Below are 24,317 nucleotides of genomic sequence, written 5' to 3'. Positions count from 1 at the left end.
GCGTAAAATCAGGAGTTGAGGCTGCAATGAAATCACGTCGCAAAGGGGAGGCTCGGCTGAACGTGGTCAGCATCGCGGAGGAGCCGATCGAGCAGCTGCCTTATACGGCAGCCGCTCCAGGGAGCAGAGGGGTCACCTATGAATATTTACCGGTTTATTTTGGAGAGATGCTTGGGCTTCCGGATGAAGTAGACGCACTAATCCTAGCTTCAGACCTGCAAGGCGTCGCAGGACACTTATCTGCTGATGAAATGCATAGCCCGCGGCTGATCGGCGAGGAGCTGCCCGAAATGCTGGCCTTGCTGCTGGAAAGCTATTGTCCCCGGTGTGATCCTGAACGTATCGTCGTGCTTCTGTGTGGTGACCTGTACGGCGACCCGGCTCAAAGAGGTTCAAGCGGCGATCCGCTTCCGGTGTGGGAAGCCTTTCGCTCGCATTTCGGCACCGTGCTTGGCGTAGCGGGGAATCACGATATGGTTACGGCAGAAGGGAAAGCAAGGCTTGCGGCCGCCCCGGGTATTGATTTTTATGGCGAGCCTAGAACGGCGCAGCATAGCGGGTTGAATATTGCCGGGCTGGGCGGTGTGACAGGAAGAGCGGGCAAGCCGAATCGGATGCCGGAGGAAGAGTACATAGGCGAGCTACAAAAACTGCTCCGACGCAATCCGGATGTGCTTATGCTGCATCAGGGTCCGGATGTGCCTGCATTCGGGCTTCCCGGCCATGCCGGAATCCGGCGAGAGCTTTCGGCCGGGCCTCCGTTGCTTCTTTGCTGCGGGCATGTCCATTGGGACAGGCCAATGGCGGAGCTGGACAACGGCACGCAGGTGATCAATACCGACGGGAGAGTGCTGGTGTTTGCCGCTGCGGAGTTGGATTAAATCGAACTGACATTTTTATATTAGAATCCAATCATAACTAGTTTTATACCGCAGCGGCAGTCTGAAGTTAGTGACTGCCGCTGTTCAACTTTTACCTGCAACATTCGTTGGATCCGAGAGGTAGAACAATAATCCGGGTGCCGCTTGAAGCATAAATAATTGCGGCCGATTTAATCCTGACAACCATGTTGTCAGAATTCGTCAAGTAGGATCATAGCTAGATGATCCGAAATAGTTCATCGACAGAGGAGAGGATCACCGTGAGACTGGAGCGTTTGCTTGGAATGACGCTTGAGCTGATGGCCAAAAAAAGAGTGACCGCAACGGAGCTAGCCGCCAAGTTTGAAGTATCGGTGCGCACGGTTTATCGTGACGTCGAGTTAATCAATCTGGCCGGAATTCCGGTCGCATCGTTCACCGGCGCAGACGGCGGATTCGAGCTGATGGACGGATATTTTTTGACAAGGCAGCACTTCTCAGTCGACGATCTGTCGGTCATCTACACGCTCTTGAAGGCGATGGAAGGTTCGATGGGAGGTGCCGTAGCGCCTGCGATGCGGAAGCTGGTCAGCCTGCACCCGGGCTTGGCGAACGAAAGCAACCGCGAGGCGGTTATTTTGAGCATGAGCGCATCGGAGAGCGAACGGGATAGGATTCGGCAGCTGTTTCAGGCAATCCGGCAATCGCGCATCGTTCGACTGGCATACACGAGCGCATCCGGCACACCGTCCGAGCGCAGCGTGGAGCCGGGAAAATTGCTCTGGGAGAAAGGTGTCTGGTATTTGGAAGGGTACTGCAGGTCACGCCGAGGGAAAAGGTATTTTCGCATCTCGCGGATTACGGAACTCCAGGTGATGGAAGAAACGTTTATACCGCAGCCCCTACTCGATGAGCCGGAACAGGAAGAAGCGCATGGGATTCATGCACATCTTCGTTTCGACCTGTCGGTACGTACTCGCGTACTGGAGCAATTCCCGGGAGAATGCACGTATCAGGGCGATTGCGTTGAAGTTCGCACGATCTTCTATAAAAAAGAGTATGCATTGTCGGTCATCACGAGCTACGGGACAAATGTTGACATCATATCGCCGGAAGACCTTCGGCGCGACGTCATCGCGCATATCGAAGCCATTCGCCAACACTACGCGAAACCACGAGGAGGAGATCGGATATGACGATTCTGGTAACAGGGGCAACAGGTACGGTTGGACAGCATGTGACGGAGCTGCTGTTGAAACAAGGCGCATCCGTGCGCGCATTAACGAGAAATGCGGAGCGGGCGAGAAAGAAGCTGCCGGACGGCGTGCAGATCGCCGAAGGCGATTTGATGAAGCCGGGTACGCTGAAGGATGCATTGCAGGGGGTAGAGGCAATCTTCCTGATCACTTCAAGTGACGAACCGAACGCGGATCTTAACACGGACCCGGAGATGGTGGAGCTCGCGAAAGAGGCTGGTGTAAAGCGCGTTGTCGTTCTGGTCGGCTATGAAGAGGGGCCGGTCGAGGCAGCACTTAGAACAAGCGGCATGCAATGGACGCTGGTGAAGCCTGCAGAATTTATGGCCAATGCCTTGGTGGATTGGCGCGATACGATCCGTTCGGAAGGCGTTGTCCGGGAGTTTTATGGAGATGCTCTCAGCGCGCGCGTGCACGAAGGAGACATTGCGGAGGTTGCGGTCCTGGCCCTGCTTGAGGATGGACATCACGGACGCAGCTATCCGCTCACCGGACCCGAAGCGCTTACGCGTAAGGAAGCAGTACGGACCATCGCTGCAGCGATTGGCAAGGAAATCCCGTTCGTCGAACTGACAGAGGAAGAAGCAAGGCAGCAGTGGCGGCAGCAGGGGTATGACGAGGAGAGCGTCGAATTTTTCGTGCAGATCGCAAAAAATCCGCCGGAGGCTGGATATACGGTGCTGTCGACGGTCCAGGAGGTGCTCGGACGGCCGGCGCGTACGTTCGCCGATTGGGCAGCCGAGCATAAACGGGAGTTTCTATAAGAGATTGGAGGAGGGCCCATGAAGTACGCCATTGAAGCGAAAGGCTTACGCAAATCATTCCGGGGGCATGAGGCTGTGCGCGGGGTGGATTTGGCGATTCGGCAAGGAGAGCTGTTCGCGCTTCTTGGACCAAACGGAGCAGGGAAGACAACAACGCTGCACATGTTAACCACCCTGCTGCGTCCGGATGGGGGAACGGCGTACATCTGCGGCAGCGATGTTGTCGCCGATGCAGCCGATGTACGCAGGCGAATCAGCGTTACTGGCCAGTATGCGGCGCTGGACGAATCGTTGACCGGCCGGCAAAACTTGAGGCTGTTCGCCGGGCTCCACGGTTTTTCGCATAAAGAAGCCGTCGTACTGGCGTCTGAGTTGCTGGAATCATTCGGGCTGGGGGATGCAGGTGATCGAACCGTCGGAACCTACTCCGGCGGCATGCGCCGGCGCCTGGACCTCGCCGCCGGCATTCTCTCGCAGCCCGAGGTGATGTTCCTCGACGAGCCAACCACCGGACTCGATCCGCAGAGCCGGCGCGAGCTGTGGGAGGCGATTCGCCTGCTGGTGAAGAAGGGGACAACCGTGCTGTTAACGACGCAGTATCTCGAAGAGGCAGACCAGTTGGCCGATCGGATCGGTTTCATCGCAGACGGAAGGGTTATCGCCACCGGCACGCCGGAGCAGCTCAAAGCATCGACCGGCGGCAAAACACTGACGATCCGTCTGTCAGCAGAAACCGATCCGTATGAGATCTGTCGTCTGTTTGCAGACGAACATGGGCTAAGTGCCCATACGGATGAAGACGGGGTGACCGTAAAAGCGGCGGTTCGGGAAGCTTCGCTGGCACACGCTGCGATCGGTACGCTTATGGAGCACCAAACGGCGATCAAGGATTTCGCCTTGAGTGATCCAAGCCTTGACGACGTATTTTTCGCTTTGACCGCCACAACCGGAAAGGAGGCGACGCGATGAGTTCCATACAAGCATCTCGTGCCCGAAAGCCAGGCCAAAGTCCAGGCGGCTTGACCGCGACAGGACTGTTCATGCGGCGAACGCTGCATCACATGCGTAATAACATTTTCGGCCTTGCCGTTGAAGCGGTGTTGTCTTCAATCATTATGCTGCTCATATTCACCTTTCTGTTCGGCGGAGCGATTGCCGGTTCCGCTTGGGAATATATTCAGTATTTGTTGCCTGGCATCCTGGTGCTGACGGTGGTGCCGATGACGGTGTACAGTGGTACGACAATCTGCACGGATATCGCCAAAGGCGTTTACCACCGGTTTCGTACGTTGCCTTTCTGGCAGCCCGCAGCCATTTTCGGCTCGATCATCGCAGACAGCTTGCGCTATGCAGTGGCACTACTCGTTGTCTTGACGATGGGGTTTGGGCTTGGATTTCGGCCGGACGGCGGCCTCGAAGGTACCATGGCAGCTGCACTTTATGTCCTCTTATTTGCATTCGGTACTAGTTGGGTCTTTGCACTCATCGGCAATGCGGCCAAGCGGCCAGAGACCGTGTCGGGTACGAGCATGATGATTGTTTACCCGCTTCTATTTGCCAGCAACGTGCTTGTCGATACTTCGACAATGCCGCGCTGGTTGCAGGTGGCGATCGACTTGAACCCGATAAGTATTGTTGTTACCCTTACGCGAGGACTGCTGAGCGGAACGGCGGGTGCCGCTGAGCTGGCGGCAGGCATCGGTGTTGTGCTGCTGTTTATCGTTATTTTCGCTCCTTTGACGATCAGTATTTACTTGAGGAGGCAAATACGAGGGTAAAGGACAAGGATAGGGATAGGGATAGCACATCCATAAAGACCTAAATAACGTGGATATCGTATGAATTGCAAAAGGTCAGCCAGAGTTTTCTGGTTGGCCTATCTATATAGCATAAGTTTTTTAAAGAGAGATGGAAGTTGTAGTTTCCAATATGTGGTATGATAAGCTTATGTTGAACATAATCGATACGGTTATTTTTGACCTTGACCAAACCTTGCTCGATAAAACCCAGTCACTCGTCAATTTTGCCAATTATCAATATGAGCAATATTCTTTGGACAAGTTCATTCCGGATAGGAATGAATTTATCGTAAAATTCTCTGAGCTTAATCATATGATCATGCCGAAGGAAGAGGTTTACCGAAAGCTAATAGAGTTCTTTAAGATTGACTGGAACTTATATCATGAGCTGCTTGCGGATCTAAACCACAAGTTTCATCTTTATTGCGTTGGATATGATGGGCTGCGTGAGATGCTCCGTACGTTAAAGAGGGAAGGGTATAAGTTAGGAATCGTCACGAACGGCCGAGATTTTTATCAACGAAACAAAATATCCGCATTAGGCATTCACGGCTATTTCACCGACATTGTTACTTCCGGTTCTGTGAATATCAAGAAGCCTGATCATGCTATCTTTCAAATCGCTCTGAAGCATTTGAAATCAATCGGAAGATGTACTGTATTTGTTGGTGACAGCATCCAAGCAGATATCATTCCCGCCAAAGAACTTGGAATGTTCACCATTCTTAAAACGAAGGACGCCTCGTCGATGCTGCCTGATGCAATTTGCGATGATTTAATGGAAATTCCGAACATCATTAAATCGATAGGATCAAACTAACTCAATCAAAGGAGCTGCGATCATGAGTATTGAAGCAGAGCTCGCATCAAAAATCTATCGGCTAGAGGAACTCCACAATCAATTTGTAAACGGGGAGTTTGAAGAAATGAACGCGCTCTACGCGGATGATTTTCAGGGCATGCTGTACATGCCTTCGTCCGGGAAGATGGAAACCTATAACGCTAAGCAGATCAGAAAGGGAAATGAAGACGCTGCAAATTATTATAAAGGCAAGAGCTTTAAGTTCATTTTCTCAGGCTTAAAAATCGTTTCTCAATCAGAGGATCAAGCTGCCGTTTCATATGAGGTTACGCATCTCAGCGATAATCGAATAATCCGTGCTATTTCACTCGAGGTCTGGAAGAAGATCAACGGTTCCTGGAAAATGATCCGTTGGTATGAGGAGAAGGGAAAAGCGATTCTCCCCGAAAAGCATTTAGGGGAAAGTTATATAACCGATTGATCAACCTGCATCAACGAGCTTGGGTATAAAAGCAATGTTCCATGGCCAGCAGAGCCTCCGCCCGTAAATAAGATCATTTTCATTTTTCCCCCCTTTTCATATTGTTTTTTTATATATCCATAATACTCCACCCGTATAATAGAAGACTGTAAGGTCTGAACACGGAGACGATAGGAGGACACGCGGAGTGGAGCCGAAAGAAAAAGTAGTCGTTACGATATTGGAAACCAGCGATGTTCATGGCCATATTTATCCGACGGACTATCGGGGGCCCGGGGACAAGCCCATTGGGCTCGCCAAGCTGGCTGAGATCATTCACAGAGAACGGCTGGAAGCCCCGCAGCTTATACTGCTGGACAACGGGGACCTTCTGCAGGGTACGCCGTTTATGTATCATTACGCCAAGTACGACAGAACCGGCACGCACCCCGCTGCAAGCGCGCTGAACGCACTCCAGTACGATGCGGCGGTGATCGGCAATCATGAGTTCAATTACGGGCAGGAGCTGTTGAATCAAGCGATCGAGGACGCAACCTGTCCCTATCTGTGCGCGAATATTATGAACGAACAAGGCGGTCGTCCGGCGTTCGGGCAGCCTTACCGGATGTTTGAGATGAAAGAGGGGATTCGGGTCGCGGTGCTTGGCGTCACCACCCATCATATCCCACACTGGGAAGAGCCTAAGCACATTCACGGCTTAACCTTTGAGGATGCCCTTGAGTCCGGACAGCGATGGATCAACCATATTCGAGAAAACGAACGTCCCGACGCTGTTGTTGTATGCTATCATGGCGGTTTCGAGCGGGATCCTGCTACCGGAGACCCTACTGAACCGCAGACGGGAGAAAATCAAGGCTACGAGATGTGCATGCGCCTACAAGGCCTCGACGTGCTGCTGACCGGGCACCAGCATCGGTTGCTTGCCGGCGAGCTGAACGGCGTTGTATTTGCTCAGCCCGGTTCCGCAGGACAGGCAATCGCCAAGGTTCAGCTGACATTCGAGCGGGAGAAGGAAGGCAGATGGTCGATCCGCGGCAAGAGCGCCCAGCTGCTGCCAGCGGAGCAAGCAGAGGCGGATCATGTCGTGCTTGCGATGTTTGCCGAGCAAGAAAGGAAAACGCAAGCCTGGCTGGATCAGCCGATCGGCAGGGCCGAGGGCGATATGTCCATCATGGACCCCTTCGAGGCAAGACTGGGGGATCACGCATTCACGGAGTTCGTCAATCGGGTGCAAATGGAAGTTACGGGAGCAAGTATATCCTGCGCCACGATCTTTACGAATGAAGCCCGGGGCTTCCTTGGGGAAATTACGATTCGGGATGTGGTGTCCAACTATATCTACCCCAATACGTTGAAGGTGATTCTCCTAACCGGACGCGATATCCGGGACGCGTTGGAGCAGAACGCCCGTTATTTTACTCTGGACAAGCTGGGGCAATTGCAAGTGTCAGAGAGTTACCTGGAGCCGAAGCCGCAGCACTTCAACTACGACATGTGGGAGGGGATTGACTATGAGCTTGACATTTCAAGATCCGAAGGCGAACGGGTTATTAAGCTGCAGCGGAACGGACACCCCTTGGATCCCGACGCTACGTTCGAAGTGGTGATGAACAGCTATCGGGCGGGAGGCGGCGGAAACTTCCGGATGCTGATGAACAAGCCTGTCGTCAGGGAGATTCCGACGGACATGACGGAGATTTTGGCCGATTATATTTTGAAGCATCAGGTCATCCATGCCGTCTGCGATCACAACTGGAAGGTCGTCTACTAAATAGATCCGCACATAACAAAACCAACCATTTGTATGACATCCTATGAAAAAAACCTCCAATCCTGCGCTGCATCAGGGTTGGAGGTTTATGCGTTTACGGATGAACGGAGCGTCATATTAGGACCGTCAGATAAGCTTGTTATCCTTGGACCAGTTTGGATCGAAGCTTGTTCGAGAACCATTCGATAAGGAGGATAAGGATGACAAGGCCGATTAAGATGGAGCCGACCTGATTCCACTTATAGCTGTTCATGGCAAAGATCAGCGGCGCTCCGATCCCGCCGGCTCCCACGAGTCCTAGAATTGAAGCCTCACGCATGTTCATGTCGAACCGATAAATGGTAACGGACAGGAACAGCGAGAACAACTGCGGAATAATTCCATAGCGGATCTTCTCAAAAGTGGTACAGCCGATGGATGTCATCGACTCCAGGACTTTCTTGTCCAGCTCCTCGATCGCATCCACGTAAAGCTTGGACAGCATACCGATCGAGGTCAGCCCGATCGTGAGCACCCCGGCAAACGGTCCCGGACCTGATACCCGGATGAACATCAGCCCATAGACGAGGGCAGGGATCGTTCGGATCATAATAAGCAGCATTCTTGTAAGCCAAGCGATCGGCTTCGGCATGATATTGGAGGCGGCCAAAAAGGCGAGCGGAACAGACAGCACGGCACCCACCAGCGTACCCAGAAATGCAATGGCCGTCGTTTGAACGAGCAGGTAGAGAACACTCTGCTTCGAGACGCTGAACAGCAGGTCCAAATCCGGATGGACAATGCCTTTCAATATGTTAAGGGCGATTGCCAGTCCGTTTTGGTTCACGTCTTTAAAGCTTACAGCGCTTAATGACCAGGCGAGCAAAATCAGAACGATTGCCGCCACGGTCAACACATAGCGATGATTGCGGGGGGATGCAAGCAGCTGCTTCTCAATTGTCGTCATAGCATGGATCTCCTCAATTTAACTTTTTTCGAAAATGCTCGCTGATCGTTTCAATCACGTATACGGTGACTCCCAGCGACAAAATGATCATACCTACGCGCGGATAGTCGCGCCATCCGAGATTTTCGTTGATCAAGAGTCCGATTCCGCCTGCCCCTACATAACCGAGAATGGCTGCATAGCGCACGTTCCCCTCAAAGCAAAACAAAGTGGTGGACAGATAACGCGGGAGCACTTCTGGAAAAATAGCGTAGCGAAAGGCTTGAACACGGGTCATGCCAATGGACTCCATGGCTTCGAAGGAGCCCATATCGACGTTTTCGATCTGCTCGTACAGAAGCTTCCCGACGTACGATAGGGTAAAGAGCAGGATGGCCACCAGGCCCGCCGTCGGTCCCAATCCGAAAACGAAGGTTGCAATCAGCGCTGTCACCAGCGTCGGCAATGTTCGGAGCAGGCTAAGCATAACTTTAAAAATGGTCACGACCGCTTTGTTGCGAATGACGTTGAACGAAGCAAGCAGGGCGAACGGTAGAGCCAGAAGGGCGCCGATCATCGACCCAAGCACGGACATCTGCAGCGTATCCAGCAAGGCTCCCCACAGCTGTGGCGTATAACTCCATATGGGAGGGATCATCTCGCCTAGAATGATAAAAAACTGGCGGATCCTCGTGAACAGAACATGTAGGCTGAACCCCGTCAAATTGACGGATAACGCGGTCACGGCTGCGAGCGTGAGCAAGGTAAGGGGAAGCCGCGATCTTTTTTCCAGGACAATTTTACCGTTTGGAAGAACCATCTTTTTGGGAGGAAACCATTTATCAAACATGCGCCTAATTCGCCTCCGCCAAAAATGGAGTTTCATTGGACTTGCTGCCGTAAATGTTATCGAGGGTTTCCTTGGTCACCTGATCGGCTGCTCCGTCGAAGACGATTTCGCCTTCGCGCACTCCGATAATGCGATCGGCATACTCCAGCGCGATCTCCACATGATGAATGTTCATGATCACAGAAATCTTCATGGTCTGATTGATGGTTTTGAAATCGTCCATAACCAATTTCGACGTTACCGGGTCCAGTGAAGCAATCGGCTCGTCCGCCAACAGGATATCCGGATTCTGGGCGAGTGTTCGCGCCAGCGCTACACGCTGCTGCTGCCCGCCCGAGAGCTGGTCTACTCGCACGTATGCTTTATCCAGAATGCCGACTTTATCGAGAGCCTCCAATGCTTTGAGCTTATGTTCCTTGGTAAATACACCGGTCAGCTTGCGCCACATCGGAAGGTCAGGCACGAAGGAAACCAGAACATTCTTGATGACGCTCATTCGAGTGACCAAATTGAAGGACTGGAAGATCATCCCGATCCGTCTTCGGAAACGGCGAATTTGTTTTCCTTTCAATTTGGACACATCGACATGATTCACGTAAAGGTGGCCGCTGGTGATATCGTGCATGCGATTAATGCAGCGGATCAGCGTAGACTTGCCTGCACCGGATAAACCGATTACGGCCACAAACTCTCCTTGTTCGATCTTCAGATTGATATTTTTGAGTGCATTCGTGCCGTTGTGATACGTCTTGTTTACGTGGTTAAACTCAATCATGGCTAAACTCCAATCCTCGCATATTCAGCTGCTGAACAGAAAAAAAGGAGAACATCGGTTAAAGGCTTGATGCTCTCACTTTTAATAAAAGAATAAAGTCGTTGGACGATCATGCGGTGTTTATTATTTTTTCAAGTTTTTAATTATCTCCTGCGCTTTGCGCTCGCCGTCGTAATCGGAAGGCTGTGCTTCCTTGTAGCCTTCGTGGCTGTATACCGCGATCACGTTCTTCCCTTCCTCCGTCTGGGCGATGGCGATAAAGGCTTTTTGAAGCGCGGCCTTCAGCTCGTCGTTCATGGTTGGGCTGTTCTTGCTGACGCTAATGGTGTCATTGTAAATGCCTTGAGTGACCCCGATAATATTCGTTTCGTCCCAAATCGATTGTTTACGGCCGAATTCATTTGTCCATTGCTCTTCATAGTCGCGTCTTGCGTCCGCGAAAGCAACGATAATGTCGACTTGTCCGGCCGCCAGTCGGGCGAAGGAACTGCCGTAAGAGTCGGATGTTACGACGTGGGAAAGGTCGGTAATGCTTTTGTTATAGTTGTCTTGCAGCCACAGCGTAGGGTAAATGTATCCGGCGGAAGAAGAGGTGGACATCACAGCCCAGTTCGCATCGTTCAACTCTTCCCATGTCAGTTCTTCTCCGTTGTTGATTTTGGCAGCCAATGTTTGACCTTTATCGGATGGACCTGCAATGAACAGAGCCCGATAATACGTTGCCTGATCGCTTGTCGGCTGGGTCGGCTTATTATCGTTCCAGTCCTTAGCCTGGTCGGAGTCATTGGATAATCCAGCACGGGTGGCGGTCAAAATGACGTCGGCTCCGTCATCGTACAGAGCATATGTGCCGCCCGGTATAAAACCGACATCCGTTGTACCGGCAGTCAGTGCTTCGCCGACGGCTTCATAGGTGGTTCCTACATCAATGCTGACTTTTCCGACATCAAATCCCTCGGATGCTAGCTGGCTCTTCAGCAATTCCTTGAGCGGATCCGTTGCCGTAATGATTTGATCCGGATCCTTGGACGGGACGAAGCTGATTTTCAGCGCTTCGATTGTCTGAGCCGCTGTGCCCGAACCGCCTGTGGATTGGGAAGTCGAAGTCGGCGATGATGGGGCATCAGGCGTTGAATTGCCCGAGCCGGAGCTGGAGCTGGAGCCGCAGCCGGCAAGCAGCGCGATAACCAAAGCGAATACGGATACAAGCGTCATTTTTTTCTTCAACATAAGTCCCCCTGATTATAATAGTGATTCTCAAGACACGGGCTGACCTCGGCCTTGAAAGCCAACCCAATTGTATAATCGCTTTATTATCGATGGATTAACCTTGTGTTAAGTCAGTTATAAATATGTAGGATTTTCCAAAGAAACATAATAAATATTATGTAAACTAAAAGTAGTCGCCTTGAAGGCGGCTTTTTTGCATGGCATGAAGAAAATCTTCGAATCTTGATGGTTCTCTGATATTTCCCGATTACCGTTGTTGTTACCACATCATCTTTGACATGCAGGATATAAGGAGGCTTGTTACATGAAGATAACGTCCAAAGGCTGGATCCTCTTTACGGTTAGCGCGCTGCTCCTACTAACAGGATGCGAAAGGCTGGAACAGTTCACGCAAAAGGTGGTTGAGGAAACGCAAAAAACAGCCCACTATACATTGGAACTCGACGAGGAAACGGACCTTACGATCGAGCAGCTTATCGATGAAGGGCGACTGGACCGTCTGGTGTTCGACGGAAGACTGTATGAGCTGCAAGGGGAAGCCGATCCGGAGTCTAAAGGCGGCCGTATAGGTTTTATCGGCGAAACGTATTATGTGGATCAGGAGGGGAAGAGGTGGACCGAGGATGAACTGAAGAAGCCCTACCTATACCTTGATCCGAATGAAATTCGGGAGAAAAATCCCATGACGTATGGTTCCGTCTATCGACATAAAGGAGAGCCCAAGGGGAGCTCCAACCGGATCATCATTGAGCTTAACCGGAAGGTTCTGGAAGCAGAGCTGGTCCGTGAAGAGTAAAGAACTGCATCAATTCAACATATTACAAAGGATAGGAATGATGAAAATGGTTAACGGCCCTTTATTAGAAATGAAGAAGGTTTCCAAGCGCTTTGGCAAGGAAAACGTCATCAAGGAGCTCTCCATGCAGGTGCCTGCAAACTGCATTTATGGACTTCTCGGCCCTAACGGAGCGGGCAAGTCGACGACGCTTAAGATGCTGACCGGCATCATTGCGCCGTCATCCGGCAGCATCTGGTTTGACGGTCACCGCTGGAGCAGGCAGGATTTGAAGCAAATCGGAGCGTTGATCGAATCTCCGCCGATTTACGGAAATTTAACGGCTTTCGAAAACCTGAAGGTTCGCAGCCTGCTGCTCGGGCTTCCGGATTCGCGAATTCAAGAAGTATTGGATTTGGTGAATTTGTCAACGACCGGCAAAAAAACAGCAAGGAATTTTTCAATGGGGATGAAGCAGCGTTTAGGAATAGCGATTGCACTGCTCAACCGCCCCCGTTTGCTCATCCTCGATGAGCCTACGAACGGGCTGGATCCGGTCGGTATCCATGAGCTCCGTGAGCTGATCCGTTCTTTTCCCCGTCAAGGGGTGACCGTCATCCTTTCCAGTCATTTGTTGTCCGAGGTGGAACAAACAGCCGACCGAATCGGTATTATTAACCACGGCGAGCTGCTATATGAAGGGGAAGTTCAATCCGGACAAAATTTAGAGCAACTATTTATGGATGTCGCTACAACTCCTGCAAGACGAAAGGGGGGGTACAGATGATTCCTTATCTACGATCGGAACGCCTAAAGCTCAAACGTACGTTTTCAACCAAGCTTTTCTTTCTGGTACCCATCGCAAATGTGGCGTTTTCGTTGCTTATGAATCCGATGTATTTTGTATCCAATACCATTAATTGGTGGTCTATTCTGTTCCTGCCGCTGATGCTCGCTCTATGGGCCGTCCAGACCCATCAGAAGGAACAGCTTGCTTCACGATATCAAGGGGTCTATCTGCTTCCGGTTTCGCTCCGAAATATCTGGCTAGCCAAGCTGATCGTGATTAGCATCTACTCTCTTGCAGCCTTCGCGGCCTATCTTTTGGTTCTGGGGGCGGTCGGCATGCTCTTTACGGGAGAGAGCATCATTACGATGGCCACGTTCATGTCCGCATTGGTGCTGTGGCTAACCACTCTCTGGGAAATTCCCCTGTTCATGTGGGTCGCCAAAAAATGGGGAGCAGCAACAGCGATCGGAATCAACATCGCATGTGCAATGGGCCTGGGGATTCCGCTCTCCTCACGGACATTCTGGTGGGCATGCCCATGGAGCTGGTCCATCCGGCTGATGGCTCCGATTGCCGGAGTCCACCCCAATGGGACATTGCTGGAGCCGGGGCATGCGATGCTGGATATGAAGGTTCTGCCGATAGGGGTTGGAATGTCATTGTTACTTACGGCGGTACTAAGCATGTTGACGATGCAGCGATTTGGTCCGCAAATTCGAAGCGGCAAAGGAGGCCGCTGACAGGGAATGAACGTATGGGGATGTTTTAGAGCCGATCTGATGAAGCTCAAGCGAACCAAGCTTATGTGGATTCTCGCCGCAATTCCCGTCGCTTACGCCGCGCTTTTTCTGGCGTATTTTACCGGCAGGACAGAATCTTCCTCACAGATGTATTTGTTCTACATGGAGAGTTTGGGCGTTGCGCTGCCCTTTTTCATAGGACTTGCGGCTGGCTTCATGATTGACCAGGAAAGGCAAGCCGGCCATTTCCAAGTGCTGCTCGGGGGAACGACATCCAGGATTAGCGGATATATGAGCAAACTGCTTTTGTTGCTCTTATTGCAAGGATTATTGATATTCTTTGCCGTAATCCTTTGGATCGGGGGTATGAAATGGGGGATGGGCTTGACCGATATTCCTATTTGGAGTTACGTTTGTGGGTGGTTCTGGCTTACATGTTCCAATTTCATGCTGCTGATGATGCATTTATTTATTGCGTTTGTGTTCGGGATGGGCGCATCGATCCTTATGGGAGGAGCCGGATTGCTGATGACTGCGCTCATGGCGACCGGTCTTGGCGATCAGGTATGGATGTACGTGCCTTGGGCGTGGGGAGTTCGATTCAGTGGTTTAACCGGCATGGTATTGGACGGCTCCTTGGCTCCGGAAATGGCGAACTACGTGCAAGACAAGATGGCGCAGGGCATGGGATTTGCCGTCTCGTTGACTGCGGTCGGTCTTGCGGTAAGCATCGCCTGGTTTCGCCGATGGGAAGGAAAGACTGCGCATGAATAAGGCGCTTGTACATAGAAAGAGGTGTAAGGATGGCAAAAATACTGGCAATCGACGACGAAATGGACATTTTGGCATTGATAGCAAATATTCTGCGACGTGACCGTCATGAGGTGATTACCCGATCGGAAGTGACGGAGATCCAGCCTGAAGCATTTCAAGGATACGATCTGATCCTGTTGGACGTCATGATGCCTCACGTGGACGGTTTCGAATTGTGCAGGAAGATTCGAGGGTATGTCAGCTGCCCGATTCTTTTTCTCACGGCCAAGTCGGACGAGGAGGACGTGGTGAACGGGCTGATGCATGGAGGGGACGACTATATCGCAAAACCGTTCGGCGTTAAAGAGCTTAGTGCGCGGGTGAATGCCCATTTGCGGAGAGAATCACGGGAGAAAAGCTTGTCCAGGCTTACCGTTTCGGGAGTCAGCTTTGATTTTGACGCGAAGGAAGTATGGGTAGGGGATCATCAGGTTCGGCTGACTCCGAATGAATACAAAATCTGTGAGCTGCTCGTTCGACGAAGAGAGCGGGTATTCACCCGTGAAGAAATCCATGAGGAGGTTTACGGGATTGATGGAGATGCCTTATTTACGACGATTACGGAGTTTATCCGGTCGATTCGCAGTAAGTTCAAGGCGTGTGGGGTCTCTCCCATCTCAACGGTGTGGGGAGTGGGCTACCGATGGGACAACGATTAAGACAATCCAGCCTTAGGCGGGAACTGCTGCATTACGTCATCCTCTTATCCGTTTGCCTTATTGTATTGGTCCTGCTGGGTGTTCTCCTAAACAGACTGGCGATAAATGCAGGTCTCGTCGTCCATGCCAATTATGACGAACGGCGGGTTCTGGATGCGGAGCCGGGTATACAGGAGGCAAGATTGTTTTCCCATGAACTGATTCCTGAAGACATTCCTTATGTTGTGGTGGATAAACGCACGCTTCAGGTGGTTGAAGGCACGCTGGATCCTTCCGGGGAGGAGGCGGCCATTCGAGCGATTCAGAACAGAACAGCCTATCAGGGGCAGGCCGTTTACCGTGTGGTCGAAAGAGAGCAAGAATATGTGGTTCTCCACTATAAGGTCCGTTCCCGCTTTACATTGCCATGGTTAAGAGCGCATTTTCCGGATTATGAGCTTACGACGCTCATCATCGGCATAATAGCGATCATTGGCATCGTATTTGCGGTGACCACGATCTTTGCCAGGCGATTACAGCGGCAATTTGATCGCATTCAGCAGCTGACCATGCGGATTCGGAATCGGGATTTGAGTATGGAGGCGGAGAGGTCACCGATTAAGGAATTCGATGATGTTTTGTCCTCGCTTCAGGAAATGGCCAAAGCGCTGGAAGCTTCGCTTCAAGCCCAGTGGAGAACGGAAACCCGGAAGCGGGAGCAGATTAGTGCGTTGGCTCACGACATCAAGATCCCCGTCACGATTATCAAAGGAAATGCCGAACTGCTGAGCCTTGATGAGCAAAGCGAGGAGCATGCAGGATATACCGAATATATCTTAAATGCGAGCAGCAGGATCGAAGAGTATGTCAGCCTGCTCATCCATATCTCAAAGACGGAACAGGACATGAACATAACGCTCAAGCCCACCTGTCTGAGGGATTTTGCAGTTGGGCTGATACAAGACTTCTCGGGTTATATCGGGCAGCGCAGGATCGAGATTGCACTCGACCTGGAAGAGACAGTGACGCTGGAGCCGGCATTTGATCATGAACTGATCCATCGTGCTGTTATGAATATTTTGACGAATGCAGCGGATCATACGCCGGACGGTGGAGAAGTTCGAATGGCGGTCTCCTCATCGGGCCAGCACGTGCAATTTCGAGTGACGGACAGCGGGCGCGGTTTTACGACTGAAGGTTTGGAGCAGGCTACCCAGCTGTTTTATATGGGAGACAAGAGCCGTTCAGCGAAAGGTCACTACGGCATCGGATTAACATTTGCCAATAATGTAGCACGGCTCCATCATGGCTCTTTACAGCTTTCCAATCGGCCTCAAGGCGGGGCTGAGGTAACGCTTGAAATCCCCGCCCGGCTTAAATAAAAGTCCCATTACCAACGGTAATATATTTCGAAGCACCATCGTTTCGACCGAGTATCTCAGTTCTACAAAGCCACTGATCAAGCATCAGTGGTTTTTTGTTTGACCTTGACACTAGTGTCAAGGTCTAGAATAAAGGACGAACGCGGCCAACAGGAGACGGTTCTATATGGTTCGATATTTCTTTCGACAAGGGAAAGGGGAAATCAAAGTGAGTACCGATCAAAGCAAGAACGAAGCTCTCTCTCCAGTGACCATCATCGGTCTTGGCGAGATGGGGCAGGCATTAGCAAATGTATTTTTGCAAAACGGATATCCTACGACGGTTTGGAACCGGACGGCAGCGAAGGCAGAAGCCTTGGTGAAGCAGGGAGCTGTGCTTGCTGCCACACCTCGTGAAGCCATACAGGCAAGCCCGGTCGTGATCCTGTGCGTTCTGGATTACGATGCCGTACATGAAATCCTTGATCCACTCGGTGATGCACTTAAGGGTCGTGTTCTGTTCAACCTAACGAACGGAACTCCTAAGCAGGCACGTGATACCGCACAATGGGCTAAGGATCGAGGTTACGATTATATCGATGCCGGTATCATGGCCGTTCCGCAAATCATCGGAACCGAGGATGCTTTTATCCTCTACAGTGGAGGAAACAAGAACTCCTTCGATTCCAATAAGGAATTGTTGGATGTAATGGGCGCGTCCACCTACTTAGGCGAAGATGCCGGTTTAGCATCCTTGCTGGATCTAGCGATGAATGGTGCGATGTATGGGATGCTCGCCGGTGCCATGCACGCTATCTCGGTAGTTGCCACAGAAGGGATCAAGGCACAGGCTTTCTCGTCAGAACTCTTGATTCCCTACCTCACTGCAATTACCGGCATCATACCTAATCTAGCCCGCCAGTTCGACACGAAAGAATTTACGGTTGGCGTCTCGGCCAAACTTGCCATGCAGCAGGTGGGTTTCAGAAATATTCGGCAAGCCAGCAAGGACCAAGGGATTAGTACAGAGCTGCTCGACCCGATCCAATCTCTTATGGACCGGCGTGTCGCTGCCGGGTTCCCCGATGACGACTTCTCCGCTGTTACCGAGCTTTTTAAACAAGCAAAGCACCAAAACACGTGAACTTGATTATTTCTGTGCATCTTTATAGGCGTTTAAGACTAAACCGTCGTAATTAGTGACAATCCCATGAAAGGAGTTATTCCAATGAAAAGTGATCATATTGAAAACATAAACAAGTCTGCCAGTCATGGAACTGAAAAAGTTGGGAGTCGTTTATCGGTTACGGTTATCGGTCTAGGCCCCATGGGGAAGGCGATCGTCGGCGCTTTCTTGGATAAGGGCTATGAGGTGACTGTGTGGAATCGCACGTTAAGTAAAGCCGATGATTTGATGGCTAAAGGTGCGATGAAGGCATCCACGGTCAGCGAAGCGATTACGTCCAATGATTTGATCGTTCTCAGCTTAACGGATTACCGTGCGATGTATGCTATTTTCGAACCGATCTCGGAGCAATTAACCGGAAAAGTTATCGTAAACCTGAGCTCGGATACCCCTGAAAAAGTACGAGAAGCGTCAGAATGGTTAGCCGAACGCAACGCCGTACAGCTCACCGGCGGAGTGTTGGCCTCGCCTCCGGGTATCGGTAATAAAGAATCCGTCACTCTATATAGCGGCCCTAGGAAAACCTTCGACGATCACCAAAATATCCTGGAGGTGCTGACCAGTACTAGCTATAAGGGCGAGGACCCGGGACTTGCCATGTTGTACTACCAGTTGCAAATCGATGTCTTCTGGACCGCTATGCTCAGCAACCTGCATGCAGTTGCGGTGGCGAGAGCAAACGGAATCACGGCTGAACAGCTCCTGGCTTATGTTTCGGACATTCTATCCACTATGCCGAAGTTACTGGAATTCTACGCTCCCAGGATTGACGCTGGGACACACAGCGGTGATGTGGAGAAACTTGCGATGGGGCTGGCGAGCGTCGAACACGTCGTTCAAACATCAAATGAAGCAGGAATCGATGCTTCGCTGCCGGCCGCTGTCCTGGATGTCTTCAAACGCGGTGTTGCTAGAGGACACGCTGGTGATAGCTTCACGAGCCTAATTGACATGTTCCAAAAACACTAGGTTAACCGTTACATGTTCGGTCCATAGGAATGAAGGCAGCTTGTCATAATCCATCTGTTGCACTTAACTTAATTAGCTCGACATCGCAGATTTGAACGATTGACAAGGCCAATGAGAACTTGGAGCAAACTCAATTGAATAAGAATTCACACAAAAACGCATTGTATGGGACAATGCGTTTTTGTGTGCTTTTGATCAGGAAGACAATGTTGAAATATCTCATGACATTGAAGAGAGGGTTCTTCATTGGTTTTGTGCACTCCTACAAAATTGTTCATTGAAGCTATCTATTTTCTAGGAAGGCACCATCTTTTCCAACACCCTAATTTTAGAGATCATAACAAAACTGTTTCTCTAGACCCACCAGTTTTTTACATTGTATGATGGGAACTGTTATGGGGAGGCGAAAGCGCAACAATCGGTAAAGGGGGATAGCTGCGCATTTTATACTGGATTGGATCCCAATCCTGATAGAGCTCAACGTTTAGTAAAAATCACACAGAAAGGAAGTTGTCCTGCTTGTTAGAACAATTCATGGACTATTCATTGCGAATTATGCCGGGGATCCTGTTGTTAATCATGGCGTATTTGTTGTTGCCAAAGCAGACAGTAGAGGCAAGGCTTTTCATTCTCGTATTGGGATTCATTTTAATCCGGGATGCCATGACCCCTCTCGGCTTTTGGAAACTGGGGGCGACAGGGCAAACCGTATGGCTTCGATTTCTTGATGATGGGTGGTTACTCGTCACGCTTGGCATGATGTCGCTCATTCTTACTTTCAGTATCGTTGTTACGAATAAACCTTTATTAAATCTCCTGTTCTGGTGCGGCAAAGGCAAGGCGGCTTCTGTTTTCGCCGGAATGCTGGGTGCTCTGATTGTCGTCCTACCGTTTGCTCTAATCTATTCCTTCATCGATCTGGAAGAGCGAGGAGGAGCGGTTCCTCCTTATGTTTTGCTTCCGTTACTTTTTATGGCATTGGCCGGCAACTTCATGGAAGAGGTGCTGTTTCGGGGGTATTTACAGGGGTACTTTGAACGAATTAGCGGACCTATGAAGGCAGCTGTAATTTCGGCAATTCTCTTTGCAACCGGGCACATCTTTTTGGCACTAACGGTAACGGATATTGGGGGACCGATTTTACTATTTACCTTGTACGAGGGAATCGTATGTGCTTATGTCCGCATGAAATATGGCATCCTTCCATCGACCTTGACGCATGGGCTCGCGATATTCACATTAGCCTCCGGGTTAATATAGCGTGGTGTTTAGGGGAATTGACAAGATGCCGGTTATAACAAGGGGAACAGCACTCACAATATATCCATAGCGTAGAAGCTACGGGCACTTTATTAGTTTTTTTATTTGTTGCCGGATAGAAAAATGTGGTACGATGTAAGTAGCGATATTGAAAATGGTAACCAAAATCAAAACAAAGGACTGGTATACTTTGAACGATGATCAAATAAAAATTGGTCTTTCAAAAAAGAACGGTCAACTAGGTTTCATGTTTACTCGCGGGGGAGCGCGCGAGGGAGCTGGAAGAAAAGGGATCGGAATGACGAGGAAGATATCTTTGACTCTAACTGAAGAAATCTGGGAAGAAATTGATCGTGAATGTGGGGAGCTGGAGATCTCTCGATCTGCATATTTAAGGAACATGATTGAATCATACTACGCTGCAAATAAGAAAGACGGGTGAATTCGTTGTTAATACACATTTCAAGGGAATTACTCGTCAAGGCCATTCAACATGTATATAAAGCGGTATCAAATAACGGTCGCGGGTCTATGATATCTGTAATAAACATATTGGTTCAGAATGAATGGATTTTTATTAGCGGTACTGGTACAAGTCTGGCAGTTCAATACAAGGTTTGCACTTCAGATAGTAAGGTCCGAATATTTAATCAAGGGAGTATTACCTGTCAAGCGAATTATTTATATGAAATTAGCCGTAAATTAGTGGATGATATTGTAATTATTGAGGTAATTGAACAGCGAATATTATATATAACATCCGGAAGTACACAGGTTCGGTTGAACGGGATGTTACATACTGACATCCCATTTTTTTCTCAAAATAAATATCAGCAAACAACCAATCAATTTATTGTACCGTGCAACTTGTTAGTACCTATGATTAAACAGGTAGCGGGGGTCGCTTCAACTACTGACGCTAAACCGGTTTTTATGGGGGTGTGCTTGGAGATTCAAGGAAGTCAACTCACGATGATTGCTACAGATGGAGTCGTGCGAATGGCTAGATGCTCAATCCCGATTGAGAACGATGCTGGGTGGACGGGAATCTCCATTATCCCTGCTACGAGTTTGATAGATATAGCTAAAATGCTGACCAATGACGGCTTTACCGATGTAGTGATAGAATTAAATCATTATGAAATAAGATTTATGACTCCTAATTTGCTTATTAAATCGGCAGTGATTGAGGGATTATATCCCTCAACCCGAAATCTAGTCCCACATATTCATGTATCCGAGGTTGTCCTAGACAATATATCATTTAGACAATTGCTAGATCGCGTGTCTGTGCTGGCTGGTTATCATCTCGTAACAATGCAAATATCAGAAGGAAGATTGACCCTCTTGTCAAATACGGCAGAGATTGGTGGTATAAGTGATGAGTTGGATTTAAAAGAGCAATCCGGAGAGAATTTTAGCATAACGATTAATGGGAAGTTTCTTATTAGTACGTTACGGTGCGTCAATGAAGATTACATCCGGATACGTTTTACCGGTTCGAGGAGTCCTATTTTATTACTTCCAGTCCGCGAAGAAAGAGATTGGCTGTTCTTGTTAACTCCCGTCTTGACCAAATCTTCTTAAAGAGAATCTTCCAGTTTTAATGTATTAATGGAAAATGCAAGAATTTAGTCAGCCATAAAATTTCCGCCGAGAACTTCAAGGCGCAAATACCACACATCAGCTAAAGCTTCAATGGCTCGATGGAGTGGTTTTTTTGTTTTTCACCGAGTTGTCGAAAAGATTCGATGCTTTCATGAACGAGACGCTTTCGTGATTCATTTGAGAGATTGCTTCGTTATAATATCGTTTAAATATCGGGTATGTATTGGTTAGGGCTTATCCCGATCAACGAGTGTGCAGGGTTTTGAAAGGAGGCAGTTTATTTTGGTTATAGATACCGTGCTTTGGAGCAAATGGCTAACCGGGCTGACGCTTGCGTTTCATGCGATCTTTGCGACGGTTGGCGTCGGGGTGCCGCTGATGATCGCCATTGCCGAATTCGTCGGAATTCGCAAGAAGGATCCGCATTACCTGCTCATGGCCAAAAGGTGGACGCGGGGCTTTGTCATTTCCGTGGCAGTGGGCGTGGTGACCGGAACGGCGATTGCATTGCAGCTTGCGCTCGTGTGGCCGAACTTTATGCGTCTGGCAGGGAATGTTATCGCGCTTCCTTTGTTTATGGAGGTTTTTGCATTCTTTTTTGAGGCCATCTTCCTCGGGATCTATATGTACACGTGGGACCGGTTTCGCAATCCGTATATCCATTGGCTGCTGACAATTCCGATTGTAGCGGGGGCCGGCATGTCCGCATTTTTCATCACGTCGGTGAATGGATTCATGAATCAGCCCGAAGGCTTTGTCATGGAGGCTGGCCACTTTACGGCCGTGGATCCCGTGCAAGCGATGCTGAATACGGCAACTCCCTCAAAAGTGTTCCACGTCCTAACCTCGGCCTATTTGACGGGAGCCGCCTTGCTGGCGGGAATTGCAGCCTACGTTATTCTGAGAAAAGGAGCATCGGCTTATTACAAAAAAGCGCTGAAGCTCATGATGGCTATTGTTCTGGTGTTCAGCGTGCTGACCACCTTAGCCGGGGACCTGTCCGCCAAATTCCTGGCGGAGCATCAACCGGAGAAGCTGGCCGCCGCGGAATGGCATTTTGAGACGGAGCGCGGTGCGGATCTGATTTTATTGGGCTGGCTGAATGCGGAGCAGAAGATCGTGGGTGCGCTCCACCTTCCGAAAGCGCTCAGCTTTCTGGCCTTTGGAGACTTTGATGCCGAAGTGAAGGGGCTGGAGGAGTTTCCGCCAGGTGAATGGCCGCCGCTGCTCGTACACTATTTGTTTGATTTCATGGCCATGATCGGTTTTGTGATGTTGGCCGTCGCATTTCTGTATTTCTTGTTCTTGTTCTGGAAGAAACGAAATTCGCTCAATAAGTGGCTGCTTCGGGCCATCGTCGCGTGCATCCCACTGGCGTTTCTGGGTGTTGAGCTGGGCTGGTTCTATGCGGAGCTCGGACGGCAGCCGTGGATTATTCGCGGATATATGCGCGTAGAGGAGGCGGCTACGACATCACCGAATGTGAGGATTCTCTTCTTCCTGTTCCTGCTGCTGTATATTGTGCTCGGCACGATGTGTGTCTTTGTCCTGAGACGCTTGTTCCGTAACAAACCGGCAGAGGCCGAGCTCGAATCGTTAAGGCAAGAGAAGTTTATTCAATCCATGGAAAAGGGTGAGCCGGTATGATCAGTTACGAGTTGATAGGCATCTCGGTGCTTTGGCTGTTTTTATACGGCTATTTAATTGTAGCCTCCATTGATTACGGCGCTGGCTTTTTTGCCTTCTATGCCCGGCTGACCAAACAGGATCATCTGATCAATCGATTGATCTCCCGCTATTTATCGCCGGTTTGGGAGATTACCAATGTGTTTTTTGTCTTTTTCTTTGTCGGCATCGTCGGTTTCTTCCCTGATACGGCCTATTATTATGGCTCTTCGCTGCTTGTTCCGGGGAGCATTGCCGTGATTTTGCTGGCCATTCGCGGTTCCTTCTACGCATTCGAGAATTACGGCTCCAAAGAAAACATCGTCTATCTGTTTCTGTACGGGGCTACAGGTTTGTTAATACCGGCATCCTTGTCGGTCGCACTGACGCTTTCCGAAGGCGGTTTTATCTCAGAGGCAAGAGGCGCGGTTACGCTGGATTATTGGGCGCTGATGACAAGCCCGCTGTCGTGGAGCATCGTGGCGCTGGCTATCGTATCGGTGCTGTTTATTAGCGGTACGTTCCTGGCCTTCTACGCTTCCCGGGCAGGCGATCAGCCAGCCCTAAAGCTGATGCGGACCTATGCCATGTTCTGGAGCACGCCGACGATTATTGCCGCGCTCACGGCATTTATTTATCTCAGTCAACATAATGAGCGGCATTTTCAGAACATGATGGACTTATGGTGGCTGCTGGCGCTGTCGGTTGGTTTCTTCATGATCGCGCTGTGGCTGCTGTACAGCGGACGCCGATACGGACTGGCCTTCATTTGCGTCATGCTGCAATTTTTCTGCGCGTTCTTCGCGTACGGCATCGGGCAGTATCCATATATATTGGATCCGTACATTACCATTCAGAGCGGCGCTACGCATGAGTCGATGGGAGCTGCGCTTGTTGCGGCCTTTATCGGCGGGCTCTGTCTGCTGATCCCGTCCCTGATTCTGGTCTTCCGGCTCTTTCTGTTTGATGCGGATTATGTCAAAGGCAAAAAATAAGGTG

General features: G+C 50.1%; 25 protein-coding genes. 21 read left to right on the top strand and 4 right to left on the bottom strand.

All coding sequences use genetic code 11. The features are described from left to right. The first annotated feature begins 26 nt into the window (after nt 1-26). The 8 genes from NST44_RS21870 (at nt 27) to NST44_RS21835 (ending at nt 7,733) form a co-directional block, all read left to right on the top strand. Nucleotides 27-881: a metallophosphoesterase family protein gene (locus NST44_RS21870; protein ID WP_007131296.1), complete on the top strand. Its 855-nt coding sequence runs from the start codon at nt 27-29 to the stop codon at nt 879-881. A 260-nt stretch (nt 882-1,141) separates the two neighbouring features. Next, entirely contained in the window at nt 1,142-2,056 is a 915-nt protein-coding gene (locus NST44_RS21865) for a helix-turn-helix transcriptional regulator (RefSeq protein WP_007131297.1), read from the top strand. Further along, nucleotides 2,053-2,880, top strand: coding sequence for an NAD(P)H-binding protein (locus tag NST44_RS21860; RefSeq protein WP_007131298.1), 828 nt, complete (start codon nt 2,053-2,055; stop codon nt 2,878-2,880). The genes NST44_RS21865 and NST44_RS21860 overlap by 4 nt, the downstream gene beginning before the upstream one ends. Before the next feature lie 18 nt (nt 2,881-2,898). Next, on the top strand, nt 2,899-3,849 hold the full coding sequence (locus NST44_RS21855) for a daunorubicin resistance protein DrrA family ABC transporter ATP-binding protein (RefSeq protein WP_007131299.1): 951 nt from the start codon (nt 2,899-2,901) through the stop codon (nt 3,847-3,849). Next, a complete protein-coding gene (locus tag NST44_RS21850) occupies nt 3,846-4,658 on the top strand; it encodes an ABC transporter permease (RefSeq protein WP_340900604.1) in 813 nt (270 codons plus the stop codon). The genes NST44_RS21855 and NST44_RS21850 overlap by 4 nt, the downstream gene beginning before the upstream one ends. 130 nt (nt 4,659-4,788) lie before the next feature. Further along, nucleotides 4,789-5,499 carry an HAD family hydrolase gene (locus NST44_RS21845; RefSeq protein ID WP_244869104.1) on the top strand — a complete coding sequence of 237 codons (711 nt, stop codon included), beginning with the start codon at nt 4,789-4,791 and terminating at the stop codon, nt 5,497-5,499. Nucleotides 5,500-5,521: 22 nt separating this feature from the next. Continuing rightward, entirely contained in the window at nt 5,522-5,962 is a 441-nt protein-coding gene (locus NST44_RS21840) for a nuclear transport factor 2 family protein (RefSeq protein ID WP_007131302.1), read from the top strand. A gap of 187 nt (nt 5,963-6,149) precedes the next feature. Continuing rightward, entirely contained in the window at nt 6,150-7,733 is a 1,584-nt protein-coding gene (locus tag NST44_RS21835) for a bifunctional metallophosphatase/5'-nucleotidase (RefSeq protein WP_007131303.1), read from the top strand. Nucleotides 7,734-7,872: 139 nt separating this feature from the next. Here NST44_RS21835 and phnE (NST44_RS21830) read toward each other — a convergent pair whose 3' ends face one another. The 4 genes from phnE (NST44_RS21830) to NST44_RS21815 form a co-directional block, all read right to left on the bottom strand. Beyond that, complete coding sequence (gene phnE / locus NST44_RS21830; protein WP_007131304.1) at nt 7,873-8,679, bottom strand: phosphonate ABC transporter, permease protein PhnE; 807 nt, start codon at nt 8,677-8,679, stop codon at nt 7,873-7,875. Between the two features lie 13 nt (nt 8,680-8,692). Next, nucleotides 8,693-9,508, bottom strand: coding sequence for a phosphonate ABC transporter, permease protein PhnE (gene phnE, locus NST44_RS21825; RefSeq protein WP_028404248.1), 816 nt, complete (start codon nt 9,506-9,508; stop codon nt 8,693-8,695). Nucleotides 9,509-9,512: 4 nt separating this feature from the next. After that, a complete protein-coding gene (gene phnC / locus NST44_RS21820; protein ID WP_007131306.1) occupies nt 9,513-10,283 on the bottom strand; it encodes a phosphonate ABC transporter ATP-binding protein in 771 nt (256 codons plus the stop codon). Nucleotides 10,284-10,406: 123 nt separating this feature from the next. Next, on the bottom strand, nt 10,407-11,513 hold the full coding sequence (locus tag NST44_RS21815) for a phosphate/phosphite/phosphonate ABC transporter substrate-binding protein (RefSeq protein WP_007131307.1): 1,107 nt from the start codon (nt 11,511-11,513) through the stop codon (nt 10,407-10,409). 304 nt (nt 11,514-11,817) lie between these two features. On the opposite strand from NST44_RS21815, the gene NST44_RS21810 reads away from it, so the two are divergent. The 13 genes from NST44_RS21810 to NST44_RS21750 all read left to right on the top strand — a co-directional run bounded on the left by NST44_RS21810 (nt 11,818) and on the right by NST44_RS21750 (nt 24,313). Then, the gene (locus NST44_RS21810) at nt 11,818-12,309 is read left to right on the top strand and encodes a NisI/SpaI family lantibiotic immunity lipoprotein (RefSeq protein WP_007131308.1); all 492 of its coding nucleotides are present in this window, start codon (nt 11,818-11,820) and stop codon (nt 12,307-12,309) included. Nucleotides 12,310-12,346: 37 nt separating this feature from the next. After that, nucleotides 12,347-13,075: a lantibiotic protection ABC transporter ATP-binding protein gene (locus NST44_RS21805; RefSeq protein ID WP_007131309.1), complete on the top strand. Its 729-nt coding sequence runs from the start codon at nt 12,347-12,349 to the stop codon at nt 13,073-13,075. Further along, entirely contained in the window at nt 13,072-13,818 is a 747-nt protein-coding gene (locus tag NST44_RS21800; RefSeq protein ID WP_007131310.1) for a lantibiotic immunity ABC transporter MutE/EpiE family permease subunit, read from the top strand. The genes NST44_RS21805 and NST44_RS21800 overlap by 4 nt, the downstream gene beginning before the upstream one ends. Before the next feature lie 6 nt (nt 13,819-13,824). Further along, nucleotides 13,825-14,592: a lantibiotic immunity ABC transporter MutG family permease subunit gene (locus NST44_RS21795; RefSeq protein ID WP_007131311.1), complete on the top strand. Its 768-nt coding sequence runs from the start codon at nt 13,825-13,827 to the stop codon at nt 14,590-14,592. 29 nt (nt 14,593-14,621) lie between these two features. Beyond that, on the top strand, nt 14,622-15,290 hold the full coding sequence (locus tag NST44_RS21790) for a response regulator transcription factor (protein ID WP_007131312.1): 669 nt from the start codon (nt 14,622-14,624) through the stop codon (nt 15,288-15,290). Further along, nucleotides 15,275-16,651: a sensor histidine kinase gene (locus NST44_RS21785; protein WP_007131313.1), complete on the top strand. Its 1,377-nt coding sequence runs from the start codon at nt 15,275-15,277 to the stop codon at nt 16,649-16,651. Before NST44_RS21790 ends, NST44_RS21785 begins: the two co-directional genes overlap by 16 nt. Before the next feature lie 166 nt (nt 16,652-16,817). Next, nucleotides 16,818-17,774: an NAD(P)-dependent oxidoreductase gene (locus tag NST44_RS21780; RefSeq protein WP_007131314.1), complete on the top strand. Its 957-nt coding sequence runs from the start codon at nt 16,818-16,820 to the stop codon at nt 17,772-17,774. An 84-nt stretch (nt 17,775-17,858) separates the two neighbouring features. Then, entirely contained in the window at nt 17,859-18,785 is a 927-nt protein-coding gene (locus tag NST44_RS21775; RefSeq protein ID WP_007131315.1) for an NAD(P)-dependent oxidoreductase, read from the top strand. Nucleotides 18,786-19,304: 519 nt separating this feature from the next. Further along, nucleotides 19,305-20,045 (top strand): CPBP family intramembrane glutamic endopeptidase, encoded by a 741-nt coding sequence (locus NST44_RS21770; RefSeq protein ID WP_007131317.1) that lies wholly within the window; start codon nt 19,305-19,307, stop codon nt 20,043-20,045. A gap of 154 nt (nt 20,046-20,199) precedes the next feature. Next, nucleotides 20,200-20,487 carry a ribbon-helix-helix domain-containing protein gene (locus tag NST44_RS21765; protein ID WP_232239236.1) on the top strand — a complete coding sequence of 96 codons (288 nt, stop codon included), beginning with the start codon at nt 20,200-20,202 and terminating at the stop codon, nt 20,485-20,487. A gap of 5 nt (nt 20,488-20,492) precedes the next feature. Continuing rightward, nucleotides 20,493-21,632, top strand: a complete 1,140-nt coding sequence (gene dnaN, locus NST44_RS21760) for a DNA polymerase III subunit beta (RefSeq protein ID WP_167324119.1) — start codon at nt 20,493-20,495, stop codon at nt 21,630-21,632. Nucleotides 21,633-21,935: 303 nt separating this feature from the next. Beyond that, the gene (locus NST44_RS21755) at nt 21,936-23,300 is read left to right on the top strand and encodes a cytochrome ubiquinol oxidase subunit I (protein WP_007131319.1); all 1,365 of its coding nucleotides are present in this window, start codon (nt 21,936-21,938) and stop codon (nt 23,298-23,300) included. Continuing rightward, complete coding sequence (locus NST44_RS21750) at nt 23,297-24,313, top strand: cytochrome d ubiquinol oxidase subunit II (RefSeq protein ID WP_007131320.1); 1,017 nt, start codon at nt 23,297-23,299, stop codon at nt 24,311-24,313. The genes NST44_RS21755 and NST44_RS21750 overlap by 4 nt, the downstream gene beginning before the upstream one ends. The last annotated feature ends 4 nt before the right edge of the window (nt 24,314-24,317 follow it).

The organism is Paenibacillus sp. FSL W8-0919 (assembly GCF_038003785.1).
Classification (GTDB): Bacteria; Bacillota; Bacilli; order Paenibacillales; family Paenibacillaceae; genus Paenibacillus_AQ; species Paenibacillus_AQ lactis.
The sequence above is the reverse complement of the archived record's forward strand: the minus strand, read 5'-3'. Positions and strand labels throughout refer to the sequence as shown.